Raw genomic sequence first — 18621 nt, 5'->3', positions numbered from 1 at the left:
CCAAGCCAAGGTCCGGGCGGCCGCCCGGACCTTGGCTCAATCGCTCTAATCCCACGAAATCTCTCTCGTGTAGATACAAGGTGGCGCTGCGGAGCAGCGACGGAGTGGGGGAAGCCGCTCACCAATTGCGCCGCCGCCCCCGACAGCCTACCCGAACAGCCGGTCCAGTATCTTGCCCTCAAGCCGGGCCAACTCCACCGAACCGCGCCGGCGCGGCCGTTCCACGGGCACATCCAGATCAAGCGCGATCCGGCCTTCGCTGATCACCACGACCCGGTCGGCCAGCGCGACCGCTTCGGCGACATCATGCGTGACCAGCACAGCCGTGAACTTCTGCGCGATCCAGATGCGTTCCAGAAGCTGCTGCATCTCGATGCGGGTCAGGGCGTCGAGTGCGCCGAGCGGCTCGTCGAGAGCCAGGATCTGCGGGTGGCCGACCAGCGCGCGGGCCAGCGCCACGCGCTGCTTCTGACCTCCGGACAGCACCGAAGGCCATTCGTCGGCCCGATCGGCAAGCCCGACCTCGCCGAGAATGTCGAGCGCGCGTTGCCTTGCCTCCGCGCCGGAAGCAATCCCGGTCAGCCCGACCTCGACGTTTTTCACCACGCTGGCCCAGGGCAGGAGCCGTGGCTCCTGGAACATGAAGCGCGTGCGGCTGTGTCCTTCCTCTGCCACGCCGAATGTCAGCGATCCCGATGTCGGCCGGTCGAGCCCGGCCAGAAGCCGCAAAAGCGTGCTCTTGCCGCAGCCGCTCTTGCCGATGACGGCAAGGAACTGCCCGGCCGGCACGTCCAGGTCGATGCCGTCGAGCACGGTCTTGTCGCCGAAGCGCTTGCCGGCTTGCCTGAAGGCAAAGGCCCGCTGCCCTTCGACGGAGCCGATCGGCCGCACCGGCGTGGCGACGAAGGAACGGGCTGCGGTCAGGCTGGCGGCGGTCATGGGCAATCTCTCATCCGTTCTGGAAGGCCGGATGCCAGCCGAGCGACAGCCGCTCGAGCAGGCGGGCGAGGCTGTCGGCGAGCTTGCCGAGCAGCGCGTAGATCAGGATCGACAGCACGACGACGTCGATCAGCAGGAATTCGCGCGCCTGCATGGCCATGTAGCCGAGGCCGGAGCTGGCCGAGATGGTTTCGGCGACGATCAGCGTCAGCCACATGATGCCCAGGGCATAGCGCAGGCCGACGAAGATCGCCGGCAGCGCGCCGGGCAGGATGACGCGGAAGAACAGGGCGCGCCGGTCCATGCCGTAGACGCGGCCCATCTCGACCAGCTGCGGGTCGACGCTCTGGATGCCGAGCAGCGTGTTGACGTAGATCGGAAAGAACACGCCAAGCGCCACCAGGAACAGTTTGGCTTCCTCGTCGATGCCGAACCACAGGATGACCAGCGGGATCAGCGCCAGGTGCGGGATGTTGCGGATCATCTGCAGCGTCGTGTCGGTCAGGCCGCGGCTGAGCGTCGACAGCCCGTTGGCAAGGCCAAGCGCAAAGCCGATCGAGCCGCCGACGGCAAAGCCGGCAAGGGCGCGCGCGGTCGAGACCCCGATGTTGCGGATCAGTTCGCCTGACAGCGTCAGCCGCCAGAAGGCTTCGGCGACCGCGCTCGGCGCCGGCAGCACGTTGGCGGGCATGACGCCCGCGCGGCTGGCAACCTCCCAGCCGGCAATAACCAGCGCCGGGAGCAGCCAGCCTATGGCATTGTTATGCAGGCGTGTGGAAAAGCTCATGACGAAGCCTGCAGGCGGTTGGCTCCATGGAAGCCGACCGAGAATTCGTTGGCGATGTTCTCATGCGCCCGCTGCCGCCTGGTGCCGAGCCCGAGTTTCGGGAACAGAAGCTCGGCGACGCGATAGGCTTCCTCGAGATGCGGATAACCCGAGCCGATGATGGTATCGATGCCGATCGCCTGGTATTCCCGGATGCGCTCGGTGATCTGTTCGGGCGTGCCGACCAGCGCCGTGCCGGCGCCGCCGCGCACCAGCCCGACACCGGCCCACAGATTGGGCGAGACGACCAGCCTGTCACGGCGTCCGCCATGCCATACGGCGCTGACCGACCGAATCCATCTGGTTGAGGAAGCGCGCCTGCGCATTTTCGATCTGGGCGTCGGTGACATGGCTGATCAGCCGGTCGGCGGCGCGCCAGGCTTCGTCCTCGGTCTCGCGGACGATGAAATGCAGCCTGATGCCGAAACGTAGTTTTCTGCCGCGCAGTGCCGCTTTTGCGCGCGCCGCGGCCAGCTTCTCGGCAACCTGCGCCGGTGGCTCGCCCCAGGTCAGATACATGTCGACGAGGTCGGCGGCGAGGTCCTGGCCTGCGTCCGACGACCCGCCGAAATAGAGCGGCGGCCGCTCCTGGTGCGGCAGAAGGTCGAGGCGGCCACTCTCGACGCGGTAATATTTGCCGTCGAAATTGACCCGCTGGCCCGACACCAGGCCGCGCCAGATGGTCAGGAACTCATGCGCCTGGGCATAGCGCTCGTCATGCGGCAGGAAGACGCCGTCGCCGGCGAGCTCGGTCGGGTTGCCGCCGACCACGACATTGAGCAGCAGGCGGCCATTGCTCAAGCGATCGAGGGCGGCGGTCTGGCGCGCGGCGAAAGTCGGCAGCGTGACGCCCGGCCGCAGCGCAACGAGAAACTTCAGCTTTTCGGTCAGCGTCGCGAGACCTGTCGCGGTGATCCAGGAATCCTCGCAGTTCTGACCCGTGGGCAGCAGCACGCCGGGAAAGCCGAGCCGGTCGACCGCTTGCGCGATCTCCTTGAAGTAACCGAATTCAGGCGGCCGCTGCTGCTCCTCGGAGCCGAGATAGGAGCCATCGCCATGCGTCGGGATGAACCAGAAGAAATCGAGCGGTGCGGTGCTGGCAGGCGCGGTCATGTCTGGCACAGTCACGGGCGGATCTCCTGGAGATATGGGTGCAAACGCAAATGGCGCCGGGCGTTCTCACCCGGCGCGGTCAGGGGACAAGTTAGTTGCCGGGTGCTGTCCACACCGCGTCGGAGATGCGGACCGCTTTCGGGATCAGCCCGAGCTTGTAGAAGCGGTCGGCGGTGGCCTGCTGGCCGGCGATGATCTCGTCGGTGATCGGAAAGATGCCGAACTGGGTGCGGTTGGCGGCGATGATCTGCGCGTCGAGCGGCACACCGGTCACCTCATGCAGCGCCGCGGCCACCTTGTCGCGGTTCTGGTCGGCCCATTTCGCCGCCTCGCCAAGGGCCGATATCGTCGTGGTGATGGTTTCGGGGTGCGCCTTGGCGAAATCCTTGTTGGCGAGGAAGTAGGTGTTGACCTTGAGCACCTCGCTGGAGCGGGCCAGCACACGCGGCTGGTAGCGGGTTTCGGCGATGGCGAAGAACGGATCCCAAACAGTCCAGGCATCGATCTGGTCGCTGGCGAAGGCTGCGGCCGCATCCGCCGGGCTGAGATACACCGGCGTGATCTGGTCGAACGGAACACCGGCCTTTTCCAGCGCGGCGACGAGCAGGTTGTGAGCGCTGGTGCCCTTGCCGACGCCGACGCGCTTGCCCTTGAGGTCGGCGACCGACTGGATCGGCGACGCCGGCTTGACGAAGATCGCCTCGCCGTCGCCATTCGACGGCAGCGCCGCCGCATAGACGATGTTGGCGCCGGCCGACTGGCCGAAGATCGGCGGTGCGTCGCCGGTCCAGCCGACATCGATGGCGCCGACATTGAGCGCCTCGATTAGCGGCGGCCCGGCGGTGAACTCGACCCATTTGACCGTCACGCCCTTGTCTTCAAGTGCCTTTTCGATCACCTGCTGCTGCCTGGCGATCACCGGCAGGCCGGTCTTCTGATAGCCGATGCTGAGCTGCTTCAGCTCCTGCGCTGTGGCGCCGGATGACAGGACAACCGTAGCCGCCAGCAGGCCGATGCCGAAAACACGTCTCGTCAGATTGAAAGGCTTGGTCAGATTGAACATTGATCCCTCTCCTTCGCTGCGGATCGGCGCCGGGAAATGGCCTCGCCGGTTGGAAGATGGATCAGGCTAGGTAGTTCTATAAATTTAGTAGAGGAATAATTTTGCGAGATGGACTTGAAGAGCGGATTTGTTTTCTGCAGGCAGCCCCAGCTTTCGTCATTCTAGGGCGAAGCAAGGAGCGAAGCGACGCGGCGCAGACCCTAGGATCCATGCCGTGACGGTGATGCTATGCTCCGGCGGTGCAAGGAACCGAGCGCCGACCAGCCGGTTCCACGAAAGAGCTCGAACCACTCCGGATTGGCCCTCTCGATCAGCTCGATCTTCCATTGTCGTGGCCAGCGCTTCAGTGATTTCTCACGTTGGATGGCGTCGGTAATGTCGAAATACTCTTCGTACCAGACAAGGCGTTGCACGCCGTAGAGACTGGTAAAGCCTGAGCCTTGGCCGGACTTGTGCTCGGGTACGCGGCGGCCGAGGTCGTTGGTGACGCCGATGTAGATCGTACCGCGCTTCTGACTCGCGGTCATGTAGGCATAGCCGGTCATGGTTGAAGGGTAGCCCGCGTGAGTTGGCGTGCAAAGCGACATTTCTGATCCGCCGCATTCTTACGACCACCGTCACGGCATGGATCCTAGGGTCTGCGCCGCGTCGCTTCGCTCCTTGCTTCGCCCTAGGATGACGAAGCTTAAGTTAAGCCGTCTTCGTGACACAAGTCGTGCCCCGCCCCCTTCACTGCGACCAATACTGCCAAGCCCAGTAAAAACTCTCGTCGCGTGGCGGCAGGCGGTCGCGCTCGGCGTCCCAGCGGACCGGCGTTGGCGATTTCAGTTGCTGTTCAAGCGGCTGGCTTTCCCTGGTCCAGGCGAGAAGCCAGCTACCGGCTTGGGCGAACAGCACGGCGGTGGAATGGGTCATCGTCATTCTCCTGCTCCTCTGGGCTTCGATCATTCGCGGCCCGCCCACGGGACGAGCACGCGCTCGATCCTGCGGATGGTGAATTCGAGCACGAAGGCGATGGCCGCGATCACCAATATGCCCATCACCACCACGTCGGTGACGAGGAACTGGGCGGCCGACTGGATCATGAAGCCAAGCCCGCGTGTCGCCGCCACCAGTTCGGCGGCGACCAGCGTCGACCAGCCGGCGCCGAGCGCGATGCGCAGTCCGGTCAGGATCGACGGCAGCGCGCTGGGCAGAATGACGTGGCGGACCACTTGTGCTGGCGTCGCACCCAGTGAGCGCGCCGCATTGATGCGCTCCTGCGAGACGCCGCGAACGCCGGACGCGGTCGACAGCGCCACCGGCGCCAGCATGGCAATGGCGATCACCAGGATCTTCGACGGCTCGCCGATGCCGAACCAGATGATGACCAGCGGCAGGTAGGCGAGCGGCGGGATCGGCCGCAGGAATTCCAGCAGCGGATCGAAGATGCCGCGCCCGATCGTGCTGATGCCGATGGCGAGCCCAACCGGCACGCCGATGAGGATGGCGGCGACCAGCCCGGCGAAAACCCGGCCCAGGCTGGCGACCGCATGCTGCAGCAGCGTCGCATCGACGAAGCCATCACGGGCGACGGTGATGAACTTGTTCCACACGGCGGCAGGCGATGGCAGAAACACTGGCGACACCAGTTGCAGGCGGGCCGACAGCGCCCACAGCGCCAGCACCACCAGGATGGTGACAGCGCTGACCGCGCGGGCCGAAACGCCTTTGCGCTTGGGGCTGGGACGCGACCATGGCACCGACAGGCCGTCGGCCTCGTCGATCTTGTGTCCCGGTCGCTCCGTGTAGGAAGTAACGGTCATGCCGCTTCTCCTTCGAAGATCGCATCGGTCAAGTCCGCGCGGGCTTCGGAAAAAATCGGATCGGCCTTGATCGTGCGAATGGCTTCGCCAGACGCGTAGCGTCGGGAAAAACCGGGCTCGAAGCTCCGCACCACGCGGCCCGGACCGGGCGCCAGCACGACGATGCGGGTGGCCAGCACCAGCGCCTCCTCGATGCCATGCGTCACCATCAGCACGCCGACCTCGCTTGCCGTCCACAGATCGAGCAGCGTCGTCTGCATGCGTTCGCGCGTCAGCGCATCGAGCGCGCCGAGCGGTTCGTCGAGCAGCAGGAATTCGGGTTCGGCGGCGAGCGCCCGGGCCAGGCCGACGCGCTGGCGCATGCCGCCGGAAAGCTCCCAGATGCGCTTGTCGCCGGCGTCGGTGAGCTTCACCAGCGCCAGCAACTCATCGGCGCGCTGGGCCCGCTCGGCTGGCCTGACACCGCGCAGCCTGAGCGCGAAGGCAACGTTTTCGCGCGCCGTCAGCCATGGGAACAAAGCATCGTTCTGGAACACCACCGCCCGGTCCGAGCCCGGCGCGGTGATCGGCTTGCCGTCGATGGAAGCCGTACCTCGCGCCGGCGCGACAAGGCCGGCGGCGACGTTGAGCAGCGAGGTCTTGCCGCAACCGGAACGGCCGACCAGCACGACGAAATCGCCCTTGGCAACATCGATCGACACCCGTTCGACGGCAGGCTCCGCCTGGCCGTCATAGTGGATCGAGACCTTGTCCAGCACGAGATGGGGGTCGAGCACGAGATGCGCCATGGATGCCTCGCAGATTTGAAGGAAAAACGCCTGTCCCGGAACCACTCCTCGTCAGCGGTTCCGGGGCAGGCAGCACGCGGCGTCAGGGAAGGAGATCCGCGCGCGTTCGTTTGGCGTCAGGCGTTCAGTTCGAGGCAAGCGCCTCGGTGACGTATTTCGACGACACGTATTTGGAATAATCGGGAAGCACGGCGTCGATCTTGCCTTGCTCCTTGAGGAAGGCGGATGTCGCTTCCACCGCCTTGACCGTGCCGCCGCCGAGGAACTTGTCCGAAGCCTGCTCTTCGAGCGTCGGGAAGACATAGCCCTTGAGCAGCTGCGGCACCTCTTCCAGCTTGGCGCCGGTGATCTTGGCGATCGCGGCCGCCTGTGGCGACGACACCGACCAGGCGTCGGGCTTGGCGAGGAACTCGGCATAGGCGGTGCCCGTCACCTTGACGAAGTCGCGCACTGCCTCAGGGTTCTTTTCGGCGAAGTCGGTGCGCACGATCCAGGCGTCGAAGGTCGGCGCGCCCCAGGCGGCGACCTGCGAGGAATCCAGCACCACCTTGCCGGTCGTCTTGATCTGGCCGAGCGCCGGATCCCAGACATAGGCCGCGTCGATATCGCCGCGGGAAAAGGCCGCCGCGATCTCGGGTGGCCTGAGATTGAGGATCTCGACCGACTTCGGATCGACGCCCTCATGCTTCAGTGCGGCGAGCAGGCTGTAATGCGTCGTCGAGACGAAGGGCACGGCGACCTTCTTGCCGGCGAGGTCGGCGACCCCAGCGATGCCGGCGCCGTTGCGGGCAACCAGCGCTTCGGATTCGCCGATCAGGCCGACGATGAAGATGGTCTGGATCGGCAGCTCGCGGCTCGCCGCCGCCGCCAGCGGGCTCGAGCCGACATAGCCGATATCGACCGAACCGGAAGCGACCGCGGCGATGACATCGGCGCCGGAATCGAATTTGCGCCAGTCGATGGTGGCCTTCGTCGCCTTTTCATAGGCGCCGTCGGCCTGCGGCACTTTCGAGGGTTCGACCACTGTCTGGTAGCCGATGGTGATCTTGAGGTCGTCGGCAAGGGCAGGGCCGAGGAAGGCGGCGCCGGCTAGTGCGGCGGACGAGAGAAGAACAATGCGTCGCGAAATCGTGGACATGAAGGGCTCCTGAAAAGAGAGAATTGGAATGCCCCATGATAGTCAGCTAATTCTATCACTCTTGTAGAGTTAAATCCTTCCAACCAAGGCGAGCTTGTTAGAAAAAAGCTGTCGATGGTGGGGTGGCGAGGCGGATAGGGCGGCTGCAAGCGATCTCCTGGCTTGATCCAAGCCGTGACGTTGGGGGCTCGGCTACTGTCCGAAGTCTTCCGATGTCGGCGGGACAGCACCGCCTCTGGCCTGCCGGCCATCTCCCCCGCAAGGAGGGAGATCGCTGTCATCCCGGCTTTCGCCAATCGCCATCGTTGCAGGTGTTGAACCTACGGTGGATCTGCCAATCTCCCCCCTTGCGGGGGAGATGCCCGGCAGGGCAGAGGGGGGTGCTGTCCTGCCAGCGTCCGGCAAGGTTCTGCACGCACCAACGCTCGAAGGAATGGCATGACCTCGATCGCGAACGAGAATTCCTAGTCTTGCCCCTGTCAGGCAAATCCATACCCAAAAAAGCCATGGATTCGAAAACACCTTCCACAGTGCTCCAGCATAAGTATAGTATTCTTATCGACATGAGAGAGTTGGAGTCGGCGATGAGCGGCCACCACATCACCATGATCGCTCGCGGCATGGATCGGCTTTCGCCGTCGCGTCAGTCGATGCCGACCACATCCGGCCCTGGAGGACCATTTTGCCATCCCACTGCTCTCAAAGGGCATTTTTGTGCTTTCGAGGGCACAAGGTCGGGCTAAAATGGCCACAGCGGGCTTGAAAACGAAGCAAAATCAACAGTTCTCGGCTTGTACATCATGTCACTAGAATTTATGTGTCATGCGGGCTTGGACGCGGCGGCAACGCACGCCAGGCGTTTTGCAACCGATGGTTCCACGCCGTCGCATGACAGAGAAATTTTGATCTCATGCTCACGAAAAAGGGCAAGTACGGCCTCAAGGCGCTCGTCCATCTCGCGCAATTGCCGGCCGGGCAGCTTGCCTTCGTCAACGACATCGCCACCGGCAACAACATCCCGAAGAAATTTCTCGACGCCATCCTGGGCGAGTTGCGCAATGCCGGCTTCGTCCAGAGCCGCAAGGGCAAGGATGGCGGCTATCGCCTGGCGCGCCCCGCCGACGAGATCAAGGTCGGCCATGTCGTGCGCGTCCTCGACGGTCCGCTGGCGCCGATCCCCTGCGCCAGCCGCACCCAGTACCAGCGCTGTGAAGATTGCAACGAGGCGACATGCCAAGTCCGACATCTGATGCTCGAGGTCCGGCAGGCGATCGCCGAGGTGCTCGATCAGCGCAGCCTCGCGGAAATGCGCGACATCGTCCTCGACGACCTATCGGTCGCGAAGGGCATCGACGATCTGCCGGTTGCGAGGGACATCGGCGATCTGCCGGTCGCGGTGAAGGTCCAGGCCTGACACTGGCGCTGCGCAGAGCGAAGGCATGCCTATGACCGGGCGTGCCAACTCCATGATCATTGTCGGCGGCGGCGCCAGCGGCGTCGTGCTGGCCGCGCATCTCCTGAAGTCGCCCAATCCCGACCTGCGCGTCACGCTGATCGAAAGGCGCCCGCATTTCGGCCAGGGCATCGCTTATTCGACGCTGCTCTCGGCGCATGTCTTGAATGTCAGCGCCGCCGGCATGAGCGCCTATGCCGACGATCCCGGCAATTTCTGGCGCTGGCTGCAGGAGCGCGGCCTGGCAACGGCCGAGCAGGCGCCCTTCTATGCGCCGCGCAGCATCTATGCCCGTTACCTCGGCGAATTGCTCGACGAGCTGCAGGCGCGCGAAAAGCAGACCGGGCGGCTTCGGCTGATCCGCGAGGAAAGCCTCTCGATCACGCCCACCGCATCCGGTGTCGAAGTGGCGCTGGCCAACGGCACCAGCGTCGTTGCGCATCTCGCCGTGCTGGCCACCGGCCACGACGAGGAGCCGGCGCAAGGCCATGCCGTCAGGATGGGGTCGGAAGCCGACACAGCACTTCCCCCCGACGCCGGCGTCATGGTGCTGGGCACCGGCCTCAGCATGGTCGATGCCTTCCTGGCGCTCGAGCAGCGCGGCCATCGCGGCGACATCATAGCTGTGTCGCGGCGCGGCCTGTTGCCCTCGCCGCATCGCAAGGGCAATCCGATCAAGCTCGACGTCGCCGACATTCCGCTCGGCACGCAGCTCTCCTATTTCGTCGGCTGGTTCCGCGACCTGATCAAGGAAAACCAGAAGGCCGGCATCGACTGGCGCGACGTCGTCGACGGCCTGCGGCCGTTCAACCAGAAGATCTGGCAGAACTGGCCGGCTTCCGCCAAGCGCCGCTTCGTCGAGCACACCAAGGCCTGGTGGGACATCCACCGCCATCGCATGGCGCCCGAGGTCTACGCCCGCGTCACCGAAGCCGTGCGGTCCGGCCGCATCCGCCTGGTCGCCGGCCGCGTCGTCGACATCGCGCGCAACGGCGAATTCACCGTCCAGGTCCAGTCGCGCCACACGCAGCGCCTCGAGACCTTCGAGGTCGCCCGCATCTATGATTGCTCTGGTATCGTCAGGGACATCTCGACCTCGTCGAACAGCGTCGTGCGCTCGCTGGTCGACCGCGGCCTGGCACGGCCGGATCCGCTGCGCATCGGCCTCGATGTATCGGCCAAATGCGAGATCATCGCCGGCGACGGAACCGTCTCGGCCAAGATCCTCGCCGTCGGCCCGCTGACGCGCGGCACCTTCTTCGAGATCGACGCCATTCCGGATATCCGCGTGCAGTGTGCGAGGCTGAGCAAGCAGTTGTTGGGGTGAAGCAGAACCTTTGATGCCGGCGGGACAGCACCCCCCTCTGTCCTGCCGGACATCTCCCCCGCAAGGGGGGAGATTGGCAGCTTCACTTTTGGCACGTTCTCTTCAGCGTTGAAGATTGGCGAAACCGGCGGCGACATCCGATCTCCCCCCTTGCGGGGGAGATGGCCGGCAGGCCAGAGGGGGGTGTGACGGAGTGCTGCGGTAGCGTTTTGTTTGAGACCACAGCCACAACCCGGAATTTCATTCCACATCTGGCCGGTTGATTGGCACGATCTATCTTCTTTCCAACTGCAAAGGGCTGGAAAAGAGGCTACGCTGCCGCTCTGCCTCGAGGCGGTCGCTTGGTCATGGAGCATCGATATGAGCGAGCACGAGATCGCCGCAGCCGACGAATTGTCCCGCCTGCGTCCGCCCTACAAATCCGTCCTCGACCTGATCGGCCAGACGCCGGTGGTCGAGCTGACCAAATTCGACACCGGCAAGTGCCGGCTGTTCATCAAGCTCGAAAGCCAGAACCCCGGCGGCTCGATCAAGGACCGCATCGCACTGTCGATGATCGCCGCGGCTGAAAAGCAGGGCAAGCTCAGGCGTGGCGGCACCATTGTCGAGGCGACCGCCGGCAATACCGGCCTCGGCCTCGCCCAGGTCGGCATCCCCAAGGGCTACCGCATCGTGTTGGTCGTGCCCGACAAGATGTCGCGCGAAAAGATCCAGCATCTGCGCGCGCTCGGCGCCGAAGTGCGCATGACGCGGTCCGATGTCGGCAAGGGCCATGCCGAATATTACCAGGACATGGCCGAGAAGATCGCAGCGGAAACGCCCGGCGCCTTCTATGCCAACCAGTTCGCCAACCCGGCCAATCCGCTGGCGCATGAAACCACCACCGGCCCGGAGATCTTTTCGCAGCTCGACGGTGACGTCGATGCCGTGGTCGTCGGCGTCGGCTCCGGCGGCACGCTGACCGGGCTTGGCCGTTACTTCGCCAAGGTGTCGTCGAAGACCGAAATGGTGCTGGCCGATCCGGTCGGCTCGGTGCTGGCGCCGCTGATCAAGACCGGCAAGATGGAAGAGGCCGGCAGCTGGACGGTGGAAGGCATCGGCGAGGATTTCGTGCCGCCCAATGCCGACCTGTCGCTGGTCAAGAAGGCCTATTCCATCCCCGACAAGCAGAGCATGCTGGCGGTCCGCGACCTCTTGTCCAAGGAAGGCATCCTCGCCGGCTCGTCCTCAGGCACGCTTTTGTCCGCCGCGCTGCGCTATTGCCGCGAGCAGACGGTGCCGAAACGCGTCGTCACCTTCGTCTGCGACAGCGGCAACAAGTATCTGTCGAAAGTGTTCGACGATTTCTGGCTGGCCGAGCAAGGCCTTGCCGAGCACGAGCAGCATGGCGATCTGCGCGATCTGGTGATGCGCTCGCACCGCACCGGCGACACCGTCTATGTCGGCCCGGACGAAAGCCTGCTCAACGCCTATGGCCGCATGCGCCGCTCCGATGTCTCGCAGCTGCCGGTGCTCGACAATGGCAGACTGGTCGGCATCGTCGATGAAAGCGATATTCTTGCTCATGTCGACGGCCCCTATGATGGTCGCTGGGAGCGTTTCAATGGCCCGGTGCGCACGGCCATGACCTCCAATCTGCACACGCTGCAGGCCAGCCAGACGCTGGACGCGCTGCTGCCTGTCTTCGACCGCAACGAGGTCGCCATCATCTTCGACGGCGACGAATTCGTCGGCCTGATTACCCGCATCGACCTGATCAACCATTTGAGGCGCGCACGATGACCAGCAGCACACCGCCAGCCGGAAAAAACCGCCTGGCCTTCTCGACGCGCACCATCCATGGCGGCCAGAGCCACGACCCCCTGACCGGCGCGGTGATGGTGCCGATCTACGCCACCTCGACCTTTGCCCAGCAGTCGCCCGGCGTGCACAAGGGCTTTGAATATGCCCGCAGCCAGAACCCGACGCGCTTTGCCTTCGAGCGCGCGGTGGCCGATCTCGAAAGCGGCTCGGCCGCTTTCGCCTTCGCGTCCGGCCTCGCGTCGATCGCCACCGTTCTGGAGCTGCTCGATTCCGGTGCCCATATCGTCGCCACCGACGACATCTATGGCGGCTCGTTCCGGCTGATGGAGCGGGTGCGCAAGCGCTCGGCCAATCTGCAGGTCTCGTTCGTCGACTTCACCGACCTGGCCGCCGTGGAAGCCGCGATCCGGCCCGAGACGAAAATGCTCTGGGTCGAGACGCCGACCAACCCGCTGCTGCGCATCGTAGACCTCGAAGGCGTCGCCGCCCTAGCCAAGCGCAAGGGCATTTTGTCGGTCGCCGACAATACCTTCTGCAGCCCCTATATCCAGCGGCCGCTGGAGCTCGGCATCGATATCGTGGTGCATTCGACGACCAAATATCTCAACGGCCATTCCGACATGGTCGGCGGCGTCGCCGTGGTCGGCGACAACAAGGATCTGGCCACCCAGCTGAAATTCCTGCAGAACGCCATCGGCGCCATTTCGGGTCCGTTCGACAGCTTTCTGGCGCTGCGCGGGCTGAAGACGCTGGCGCTCAGGATGGAGCGCCACTCCGCCAACGGTCTGAAGATCGCGCAATGGCTGGAAGCGCGCCGCGACATCCGCCGCGTCATCTATCCCGGCCTCGCCAGCCATCCGCAGCACGCCGTCGCCGTCCAGCAGATGCACGCCTTCGGCGGCATGATCACAGCCGTGCTCGACCGTGACCTTGCCGGCACCAAAAAGTTCCTCGAACGCACGCAACTGTTCACGCTCGCCGAAAGCCTCGGCGGGGTGGAAAGCCTGATCGAGCATCCGGCGCTGATGACGCATGGGTCCATTCCGGCCGAGAAGCGGGCCGAGATCGGCATATCGGATTCGCTGGTAAGATTGTCGGCGGGGATCGAGGATGGCGACGATCTGATCGCGGATCTGGATCAGGCGCTGGGGGGATAGGCAGCGATCCTTCACACCCCCCTCTGTCCTGCCGGACATCTCCCCCTCTAGTGAGGAGATCAGATGTCACTTCCGCTTTCGCTAATCTCGAACGTTGCAAGACGAGCGGCGCCATCGAAGCTGCCAATCTCCCTCCTTGCGGGGGAGATGGCCGGCAGGCCAGAGGGGGGTGCTGTCCCGCCGACGTCGGACCGATCTCTTCGCCGCGACAACGGTCAACGGCAAACCGCGCTTCGCGCATCGTTCAGCCAAGCCCCGTTGACCCCGAACCCGATCTGCCCGAAATGTAGCGCCCCATGGCTACACACGCCCCACCCAAACCCACCGACACCCCGCTCACCTTCGCAGTGCTGGTGTTTCCCGGCTTTCCGATGATGGCGTTCAGCTCGGTCATCGAGCCGCTGCGTGCGGCCAATGTCCTGGCGAAAAGAGAATGCTATCGCTGGATCATCGTCGGCGGCACGAAAGGCGCGGTCGAGGCGTCGAATGGCGTCGTCATCCAGCCGGGTTTTTACGCCGAGGATGCCCCGAAGGTCGATCGCATCGTCGTCTGCTCGGGCGGCGATGCCGATCATCTCGTCGCCGAGGACGCAGCACACTGGATCCGCAAGAGCCTGCGCAACGGTGCCCATATCGGCGCGGTGGCCGATGCGGCGTTCTTCCTCGCCCGCGCCGGCCTGCTCGACGGCCATGCCTGCACCTTGCACTGGACCAGCCAGGCCGCCTTCACCGAGGCCTTCCCCAACATCGAGCTCAGGCGCGACCTCTATGTCATCGACCGCAAGCGCTTCACCTCGGCCGGCGGCGTCGGCAGCCTCGACATGATGCTGGAGATCATCACCCGCGATTACGGCGCCGAGCTCGCCGCCGGCGTCGCCGAATGGTTCGTGCACAGCCAGCTGCGCTCCAGCATCGACCGCAAGATGATGCCGCTGCGGCTGCGCACCGGCGTTCAGAACGAACTGGTGCTGTCGGCCATCGCCATCATGGAGGACGCGGTCGAGGAGCGGCTCGGCATGGCCGAGCTGACCGCGAAGCTCGGCGTCTCCTCCGACAAGCTCGAACGCTCCTTCCGCTCCGAACTCGCCATCTCGCCCAATGGCTATTACCGGCGGCTCCGGCTGAAGCGTGCCGCCGACCTTTTGGCGCATTCGACGCTCGCCGTGCGCGACGTGGCGCTGGCCTGCGGCTTCGCCTCGATGTCGAGCTTTGCCCGGGCGTTTCGCGAGGAGCACGGGCATCCGCCGAGATTGGCGAGGCGGCATTAGGGGACTTGCTAATCGCGCCGCGACGAGTTCCGTCACACCCCCCTCTGTCCTGCCGGACATCTCCCCCGCAAGGGGGAGATTGACTGCACCTCCGCTTTCGCCAATCTCGAATGTTGCAAGAAAGCGGCGGGATCGAAGCTGCCAATCTCCCCCATTGCGGGGGAGATGTCCGGCAGGACAGAGGGGGGTGCTGTCCCTCTAGCGTTCGGCATTAGGCTCCAGCGGTATCCCGCACAACACCTGCGGTTTTCCGCACAATCCATCCGCCCCTCCTGCGCCATGCTCCGGCCTCGCAACCCAGCCAAGGCCGTACCCCCATGAGCATCGTCGTATTCGACCCCGACAGCACCGAGGACGTGGACTTCAAGGACCGCATGCGCCATCCGGCCGCCGCGGATCCGGCCGGCGGCATGTGGCTGTCGGATACCGAGCCGTCCTTCATCGATGCCGATGCGCTGCGCAAGGGCCGGCTGGCGAAACTGCGCGGCTGGATGCGCGAGGCCGGCTATGGCGGCGTCGTGTTGTTCGACCCCTACAACCAGCGCTATGCCACCGGCTCGCGCAACATGTTCGGCTATTTCCTGCGCAACTCGACCCGCTATTTCTTTATCCCGACCGAAGGGCCGATCGTGCTGTTCGAATACCCGCAGAGCTATCATGTCTCCATGGTGCTCGACACGATCGACGAGGCGCGTCCTTCCAAGCTGGTCTGGTCGTCGGTGTCGGGCCGCGACGACGAGACCGCCGGCCCCTTCGCCGACGAGATCACTGAGCTCTTGAAGCAGCATGGCGGCGGCTCGATGAAGCTCGGCCTCGATCGCTGCAGCCATCTGCAGGCGCTCGCCCTGGAAAAGCGCGGCTGCGAGGTCCGCGACTGCCAGGGCGAGATCCTGGCGGTGCGCGCCGTGAAGACGCCCGAGGAAGTCAAATGCCTGCAGGTGTCGATGGCCGGCGCCGAGGCTGCCGTCTACGCGGTGCGCGAGGCGATCAAGCCCGGCGTTTCCGAAAACGACCTGTTCGCCATCATGTATGGCGAGGTCATCCGCCAGGGCGGCGAGTTCATCGAGACCCGGCTGCTCACCTCCGGCCAGCGCACCAATCCCTGGTTCAACGAGGCCAGCGGCCGGAAGATCCGCCCCGGCGAGTTGCTGGCGCTCGATACCGACACGATCGGCTGCTACGGCTATTATTCGGATTTCTCGCGCACCTTCCGCTGCGGGCCGGGCAAGCCGACGCCCTACCAGAAGTCGCTCTACCGCATGGCGCACGATCAGGTTCTGCACAACATTTCGATCGTCAGGCCCGGCATGGCGTTCCGCGAGATCGCCGAGAAGGCGTGGAAAATCCCCGACCGTTTCGTCGACCAGCGCTACACCTCGGTCATGCACGGCGTCGGCATGCATGGCGAAACGCCGTTCATCGCGCATTCCATGGACTACGAGACCTATGGCCGCGACGGCCATATCGTGCCAGGCATGGTGGTGAGCGTCGAAAGCTACATCGGCGAAAAGGGCGGCCGCGAGGGCGTCAAGCTGGAGGACGAGATCCTGATCACCGACACCGGCACGGAGCTTCTGTCGCGCTTTCCCTATGAGGATGAGTTTCTGGAGACGCAGGTTTGATGCGGGCTACCGACGCTCATAACGAGCGCCTCATTCCCTCCCACCCCCCTCTGTCCTGCCGGACATCTCCCCCGCAAGGGGGGAGATTGGCAGCGTCGCCTGGAGCGCTTTTTCCTGCAACTCTGACGATTGGCGAGGGCATTCGCGACGGCCGATCTCCCCCCTTGCGGGGGAGATGCCCGGCAGGGCAGAGGGGGGTGCTGTCCCACCGGCACAGGCAAGAGTCTTGGACTGCTCCGCCCGTGGATAATGAAGCCTCATGAAAACCCCCATCGCCATCAAACCCGGCACAATGGCCGCGATCTTCATCGACCTGCAGGAAGAGCACCGGCAGGACAAGCGCTACCTCGTCGAGGGCTTCAGCAGCATCCTCGCCAACGTCCAGCGCCTGCAGGCGGCGGCGCGGCAGAACAATGTGCCGCTCTACCATTGGGCCTACATCGTCGATCTCGACAAGCAGGACCGGCCGTTCCACCCGGTCGGTGAGGACGGCAAGTCGGCCTTTTCCGACAAGAGCGATCCGCTGACCGAGATCTGCCACGAGGTGGCGCCATCCAGGGGCGAGGCGCTGCTGATCAAGGCCGAGGCCAGCGCCTTTCGCACCGGGCCGGCGGCCCGCGACATCAAGTCCGCCGGCATCGAATGGCTGGTCGTATCAGGCGTCTGGACCGAGGCCTGCATCGACGCGTCGGTGAAGGATGCGGTGGCGAAAGGCTTTCGCGTGCTACTGGTCAAGGATGCCTGCGGCAGCGGCAGCGCGGCCATGCACCAGACCGGCATTCTCAACCTCGCCAACCGGCTCTATGGCGGCGCCGTCACCGACACCGTCAGCGCCTGCCGGCTACTGGCCGGCGAGACCGTCATCGCCTGGCAGGTCGAAGGCTCGGTGCCGCTACGTTTCAGTTTTGAGAACGCGGCCGCGCTCTACGCCGATCTATGACTGTCGAAAGCATGACCAGGGGCCCCTACGAAACCCGGCTCGCCCCAGAGCTCTGGGCCTATATCGACGCGGTCAACGCCTGGTATCCGCCCGAAATCATCGGCCTGCCGATAGGCAAGCAGCGCGCAGTATATGACCGGATGAGCCGGGCCTTCCACCAGGGCCGCCCGCCCGGCGTCAAGGCCAGCGATGGCCTGATCGCCGCCGCCGGCCGCGACATCCCCATCCGCCGTTACCGGTTTGCCGGCAAGGCCGCCCAGGCGATGGTGATCTACTACCACGGCGGCGGCTTCATCCTCGGCGGGCTGGAAAGCCATGACGACATCTGCGCCGAGCTCTGCGCCGGCACCGGCTTCGACGTGCTGTCGGTCGACTACCGGCTGGCGCCGGAGCATCTTCATCCCGCCGCCTTCGACGATGCGGTGGCCGCCTTCGAATGGGCGGCAGTGTCATCAGATCTGCCGCTGGTGCTGTGCGGCGAAAGCGCTGGCGGCAACCTCGCCGCCGCGGTGGCGCAGGCGACGCGCCGCCATATCAGAGCTGCGGTCGGGCAAGTGCTGATCTACCCCGAACTCGGCGGCGACGAGAGCGCCGGCTCCTACATCGAGCACGCCGAGGCGCCGCTGCTGTCGGTGGCCGACTTAGCCTTCTACCGCGACGTCCGCTCGGCCAAGCGGCAGTCGCCCGACGACCCGACCTTCTCGCCGCTGCGCGACACCGACTTCTCCGGCCTGCCGCCAACGGTGATCGTCACGGCGCAATGCGACCCGCTGTCGTCGGATGGCGAGACCTACCGCGACCGTATTGTGGCTGCCGGTGGCAAGGCCTGGTGGCACGAGGAGCCGAGGCTGGTGCACAGCTTCCTGCGCGCCCGCACCACTGTGCCGGCAGCGGCGGAGGCGTTTGCGCGGATTATTGCGGCGGTTGGTGCGTTGGGTAAGGGCGAGTGGCCGTATTGAGTGGCTGAGGAAGGAAGGCGCCGGCGGTGAGGCGCCAATCTCCCCCCTTGCGGGGGAGATGTCCGGCAGGACAGAGGGGGGTGCTGTCCCGCTGACCTTTCAGCTAATCAGCTAAGTCCAGCCGCGCTCTCAGACCGATTTTAAATGATCTGGGGATCGAAGGTTGGCGATCCTTCACACCCCCCTCTGTCCTGCCGGACATCTCCCCCGCAAGGGGGGAGATTGGCTGTCACGTCACCCTTCACCAATTTTCGAAGGGGAGGCCCGCGCTTGGCACCCTGCGGAACCCCGCACAATCACTGCGGATTCCCGAACACTTCCCGGCGTCACCTCGCTCTATCATTCCCCTCAGGCAATGGCGTCCCGGCGGTCGCGTCCGCCCCCGCGTCTGTCGATCGGCCGGGGCGATTTTTCTGTGCA

The 18621-nt window shown here is 64.9% G+C and carries 15 protein-coding genes and 2 pseudogenes; 8 read left to right on the top strand and 9 right to left on the bottom strand.

Going from position 1 to position 18621, the window contains the following annotated elements; translation table 11 throughout:
- Window positions 1-147 precede the first annotated feature (147 nt).
- The 9 genes and pseudogenes from NKH97_RS30195 to tauA all read right to left on the bottom strand — a co-directional run bounded on the left by NKH97_RS30195 (window position 148) and on the right by tauA (window position 7672).
- Window positions 148-939: an ATP-binding cassette domain-containing protein gene (locus NKH97_RS30195; protein ID WP_352442350.1), complete on the bottom strand. Its 792-nt coding sequence runs from the start codon at window positions 937-939 to the stop codon at window positions 148-150.
- A gap of 10 nt (window positions 940-949) precedes the next feature.
- Window positions 950-1726, bottom strand: coding sequence for an ABC transporter permease subunit (locus tag NKH97_RS30190; RefSeq protein WP_023813431.1), 777 nt, complete (start codon window positions 1724-1726; stop codon window positions 950-952).
- Window positions 1723-2878: pseudogene (ssuD, locus tag NKH97_RS30185) on the bottom strand (FMNH2-dependent alkanesulfonate monooxygenase). Before ssuD ends, NKH97_RS30190 begins: the two are co-directional and overlap by 4 nt.
- A gap of 91 nt (window positions 2879-2969) precedes the next feature.
- Complete coding sequence (locus NKH97_RS30180; protein ID WP_352799472.1) at window positions 2970-3941, bottom strand: sulfonate ABC transporter substrate-binding protein; 972 nt, start codon at window positions 3939-3941, stop codon at window positions 2970-2972.
- A gap of 260 nt (window positions 3942-4201) precedes the next feature.
- Window positions 4202-4486: pseudogene (locus NKH97_RS30175) on the bottom strand (GIY-YIG nuclease family protein); the annotation flags it as partial.
- Between the two features lie 184 nt (window positions 4487-4670).
- Window positions 4671-4856: a hypothetical protein gene (locus tag NKH97_RS30170; protein ID WP_352799471.1), complete on the bottom strand. Its 186-nt coding sequence runs from the start codon at window positions 4854-4856 to the stop codon at window positions 4671-4673.
- A 29-nt stretch (window positions 4857-4885) separates the two neighbouring features.
- Complete coding sequence (locus tag NKH97_RS30165; RefSeq protein ID WP_352772399.1) at window positions 4886-5746, bottom strand: ABC transporter permease subunit; 861 nt, start codon at window positions 5744-5746, stop codon at window positions 4886-4888.
- On the bottom strand, window positions 5743-6534 hold the full coding sequence (locus NKH97_RS30160) for a taurine ABC transporter ATP-binding protein (RefSeq protein WP_352723028.1): 792 nt from the start codon (window positions 6532-6534) through the stop codon (window positions 5743-5745). Before NKH97_RS30160 ends, NKH97_RS30165 begins: the two co-directional genes overlap by 4 nt.
- A 124-nt stretch (window positions 6535-6658) precedes the next feature.
- Window positions 6659-7672: a taurine ABC transporter substrate-binding protein gene (tauA, locus tag NKH97_RS30155; RefSeq protein ID WP_352723027.1), complete on the bottom strand. Its 1014-nt coding sequence runs from the start codon at window positions 7670-7672 to the stop codon at window positions 6659-6661.
- 910 nt (window positions 7673-8582) lie between these two features.
- On the opposite strand from tauA, the gene NKH97_RS30150 reads away from it, so the two are divergent.
- From NKH97_RS30150 to NKH97_RS30115, 8 genes are all read left to right on the top strand, one after another.
- Window positions 8583-9086, top strand: a complete 504-nt coding sequence (locus NKH97_RS30150) for an RrF2 family transcriptional regulator (RefSeq protein WP_023813440.1) — start codon at window positions 8583-8585, stop codon at window positions 9084-9086.
- A 31-nt stretch (window positions 9087-9117) separates the two neighbouring features.
- The gene (locus NKH97_RS30145; protein WP_023813441.1) at window positions 9118-10452 is read left to right on the top strand and encodes an FAD/NAD(P)-binding protein; all 1335 of its coding nucleotides are present in this window, start codon (window positions 9118-9120) and stop codon (window positions 10450-10452) included.
- A 360-nt stretch (window positions 10453-10812) separates the two neighbouring features.
- Window positions 10813-12234, top strand: coding sequence for a pyridoxal-phosphate dependent enzyme (locus tag NKH97_RS30140; RefSeq protein ID WP_352799467.1), 1422 nt, complete (start codon window positions 10813-10815; stop codon window positions 12232-12234).
- Window positions 12231-13412: a trans-sulfuration enzyme family protein gene (locus tag NKH97_RS30135; RefSeq protein ID WP_352799465.1), complete on the top strand. Its 1182-nt coding sequence runs from the start codon at window positions 12231-12233 to the stop codon at window positions 13410-13412. The genes NKH97_RS30140 and NKH97_RS30135 overlap by 4 nt, the downstream gene beginning before the upstream one ends.
- Before the next feature lie 296 nt (window positions 13413-13708).
- Window positions 13709-14680 carry a GlxA family transcriptional regulator gene (locus NKH97_RS30130; RefSeq protein ID WP_128305626.1) on the top strand — a complete coding sequence of 324 codons (972 nt, stop codon included), beginning with the start codon at window positions 13709-13711 and terminating at the stop codon, window positions 14678-14680.
- Between the two features lie 317 nt (window positions 14681-14997).
- A complete protein-coding gene (locus NKH97_RS30125) occupies window positions 14998-16302 on the top strand; it encodes a M24 family metallopeptidase (protein ID WP_352799463.1) in 1305 nt (434 codons plus the stop codon).
- A gap of 259 nt (window positions 16303-16561) precedes the next feature.
- On the top strand, window positions 16562-17242 hold the full coding sequence (locus NKH97_RS30120) for an isochorismatase family protein (RefSeq protein ID WP_352799461.1): 681 nt from the start codon (window positions 16562-16564) through the stop codon (window positions 17240-17242).
- A gap of 11 nt (window positions 17243-17253) precedes the next feature.
- Window positions 17254-18201: an alpha/beta hydrolase gene (locus tag NKH97_RS30115; protein ID WP_352799459.1), complete on the top strand. Its 948-nt coding sequence runs from the start codon at window positions 17254-17256 to the stop codon at window positions 18199-18201.
- Window positions 18202-18621: the final 420 nt, after the last annotated feature.

The sequence above is a fragment of the Mesorhizobium sp. M0870 genome (assembly GCF_040319775.1).
Classification (GTDB): domain Bacteria; phylum Pseudomonadota; class Alphaproteobacteria; order Rhizobiales; family Rhizobiaceae; genus Mesorhizobium.
The sequence above is the reverse complement of the archived record's forward strand: the minus strand, read 5'-3'. Positions and strand labels throughout refer to the sequence as shown.